The sequence below is a fragment of the Pseudomaricurvus sp. ABR4_320 genome (assembly GCF_056159445.1).
In genome coordinates this window covers 1-587 of sequence record NZ_JBSWVF010000085.1, presented here as the reverse complement: position 1 = coordinate 587, position 587 = coordinate 1, and the positions used below count along the sequence as shown (strand labels likewise).

Annotated in this window: 1 pseudogene; it reads right to left on the bottom strand. The window is 52.8% G+C overall.

Annotation, left to right across the window (positions count from 1 at the left end):
• Positions 1-284 (bottom strand): annotated as a pseudogene (locus ACXAFR_RS27465) (group II intron reverse transcriptase/maturase); the annotation flags it as partial.
• Positions 285-587: the final 303 nt, after the last annotated feature.

The following is a 587-nucleotide window of genomic DNA, read 5'->3' as shown; positions in this document are numbered from 1 at the left end:
TGCAGCTTGACGACCATTTGGGCAATGCGGTCGCTGACGGTGGGTATGCCGAGTGGACGAGTACCACCATTGGCTTTTTCAATGTCAACTCGCTTCACCGCTGGCGGCATGTAGCTGCCGGACGATAGGCGGTTCCATATCTTATAGAGGTTGTTGCTCAAATTGGCATCGAAAGCCGCAAGGCTCTCTCCGTCCACTCCAGCTCCTCCTTGATTGGCTTTGACCCGCTTATACGCCTCGTACACTAAGGATTTAGGAATATCGAATGATTTTGTTTGACTCATCAGGTTCATCCCATAGCTGGTTGGCCCAGTGAGTCAGACTGAACGTGCTGCTGCCTTCGCTCCACACTCATTACAAGCGCTTCATCACTACTACACAGCAGTCCGCCCCTGTGCTCTGCATTGGTACTCTTGCCTCGTGGGATTACCACTTGCGCTTCTCCCTTAGCATCAGAGCGACAGGTTCTCATGTTCCGTATTAAAGCCTGCCAGGAAGTCATGCCGCCTCAATACCGGTTGCCATGAGGTCCGCATCCAGTCAGCGCCCTCACTCATCCCAGAGATACGCTCATTCTCTGGTTTCGA